This is a genomic window from Colwellia ponticola (assembly GCF_005885605.1).
Taxonomy (GTDB): Bacteria; Pseudomonadota; Gammaproteobacteria; order Enterobacterales; family Alteromonadaceae; genus Colwellia; species Colwellia ponticola.
Genome location: NZ_SZVP01000029.1, coordinates 1 through 2377, shown reverse-complemented (window position 1 = coordinate 2377; position 2377 = coordinate 1). Strand labels below are relative to the sequence as shown.

The following is a 2377-nucleotide window of genomic DNA, read 5'->3' as shown; positions in this document are numbered from 1 at the left end:
TATTAGGCGACAATTAGCTTGGCCGGCTCGCGACAATTAACTTGACCGGTTTTGGTACACTTCAGAGATATTCATTTCAATAGAGAAAGATATGTCTGGAAAACCCATAACCAAACAACAGGTTAATTTATATATGTCTTATCGTAAGGATCATAAACAAACAACGGCGGCTGCCCAAGCTGGCATGTCAGAGCGTACCGCAAGGCGCGTTGAGTCAGGACAACATTCAACAACCAAACTTCCAAGAGCTTATCGAACACGTAAAGATCCCTTCAATGGTGCGTTTGAACAGCATCTTGTTCCACTGCTTAAAGCAGATCCTGAACTTCAACCCATTACGCTATTAGATCATCTTGATACACTGATGCCAGGAAGTTTCGGGCACAACCATTTACGTACGTTACAGCGTCGCGTTAAAAAGTGGTTAGCAACCGAAGGACCCGAGCAAGAAGTTATCTTTCGTCAAAAATACATGCCCGGATTTATGGGCATATCTGACTACACGTGGATGAATAAACTTGAGATATCTATCGCAGGTGAAATATTTTTTCATAAGCTCTTTCATTACAAACTCGTCTTTAGTGGCTGGACGTATGCGCAAGTTGTTTTCGGTGGTGAAAGTTTTGAATCGCTTTCAACGGGATTACAAAATGCCTTTTGGCGCAGTGGTGGCGTGCCACAAACTCACCGAACAGACAGCTTAAGTGCCGCGTTCAACAACCATTATGAAAAAGAAACATTAACAGGGCGCTATCAAAAGCTATGCAAACACTATGGCGTTGTTGCGACTCGAAACAATAAAGGCGTAGCTCACGAAAATGGTGCTATTGAGGTAGCACATAGCCATTTAAAGCAGAAAGTCGACCAGCAATTACGACTGCGTGGTAGTCGCGATTTCACGACAATTAACGAGTATCAATCGTTTTTAGATGTAATTGTCGCCAAAATTAATCGTCAATGCAAAACGCGGTTTGACGAAGAGCGTAAACACCTAAGTGAATTACCTAAACGTCGCACTAATGATTTTAGCGAGCAATACGTCAAAGTCACATCAAGCAGTACCATTAGCGTAAAGCGAGTGACATATACCGTGCCTTCCAGACTTATTGGTCATCGATTGCTTGTTCATATTTATGATACCCGGCTTGAGTTATTTCTTGGTCACGAAAAAACATTATCATTACCAAGAGTTTATGCACAAGGCCATCTACGCTCACGCGCAGTCGACTATAAGCATGTGATCCATTCACTTGCGAAAAAGCCTAATGCGTTTAAATACTCCCAATTACGCGAAGAGTTAATTCCTGAAGGTGACTTCAGTTTGCTGTGGCAGCAACTAACCCAAGAGCACGTTAGTGATAAGGATTGCCGTTATATGGTTGAGCTATTGTTGCTCGCTCATAATTATGATTGCGAACAGGCGCTTGGCCGTTATGTATTCAAAAACCATGAGCAAGGTAAACGGATATCGATTGATATGTGCCGAAAAATGTTTGGACCTAGCACAATTGTTATCCCCAACATTGTAAGCCAACAACATCAAATAAGTGATTACGATGCGTTACTTGGAGGCTTGCATGGCTAATATTCAAAGCTTACCTATATTGTTAAAAGAGCTGCGCTTAAGTGCAATGGCTAAGGACTGGGAAGTGATTGCTCAAAAGGCTGTTACAGAGCAATGGGAGCCTGAATTATTTCTTGCTGAGCTTTGCGAGTTGGAAGCGAACCACCGCCACGAAAGCCGATTAAAGCGATTACTTAAAGAAAGTAAATTACCTGTTGGCAAACAGCTCCATCAATATAAGTTCGATGAAATTGAAGGTGTTACATCGCTGCAAATCAAACAAAAAGTGAGTCAGATTGATTGGCTTAGGCAAGGTCATAATATTTTGTTGTTCGGTGCTAGCGGCTTAGGTAAAACTCATTTAGCTTGTGCCATTGGTTACTCATTACTTGAAAAAGCAGTGCGTGTTAAATTCAGCACTAGCACTGCTATTGTTCAAGAGCTACAGCGCGCAAAAGAAACGTTAGGCTTAAATGATGCGCTTAGAAAACTTGATAAGTATGAATTGCTGATCTTGGATGATATCGGCTACGTAAAAAAGAATGACAGTGAAAGCCAGGTATTGTTTGAATTGATTGCCCATCGATATGAACGAGGTAGTTTGTTGATCACATCAAACCAAACCTTCAGTGAATGGGATAGTATATTCGGCGATAACATGATGACAGTTGCGGCTATCGATAGACTTGTTCACCACAGTGACATCTATAAAATCGAAGGTGAAAGCTACCGTAAAAAACAAGCAATGAAACTAAATTCAAATACCGGCCAAGTTAATTGACGCTGACCGGACAAGTTAGTTGACGTCTGATA

2 protein-coding genes are annotated in these 2377 nt (G+C 41.5%); both read left to right on the top strand.

What is annotated here, in order from left to right; translation table 11 throughout:
- Nucleotides 1-91: 91 nt before the first annotated feature.
- A complete protein-coding gene (istA, locus tag FCS21_RS15655) occupies nucleotides 92-1585 on the top strand; it encodes an IS21 family transposase (RefSeq protein WP_138624467.1) in 1494 nt (497 codons plus the stop codon).
- Entirely contained in the window at nucleotides 1578-2345 is a 768-nt protein-coding gene (istB, locus tag FCS21_RS15650) for an IS21-like element helper ATPase IstB (RefSeq protein WP_138624466.1), read from the top strand. Before istA ends, istB begins: the two co-directional genes overlap by 8 nt.
- Nucleotides 2346-2377: the final 32 nt, after the last annotated feature.

Excerpts from the sequence above, each read along its gene's own strand:
- istA (WP_138624467.1), top strand. The coding sequence starts at position 92 with ATGTCTGGAAAACCCATAACCAAACAACAGGTTAATTTATATATGTCT.
- istB (WP_138624466.1), top strand. The coding sequence starts at position 1,578 with ATGGCTAATATTCAAAGCTTACCTATATTGTTAAAAGAGCTGCGCTTA.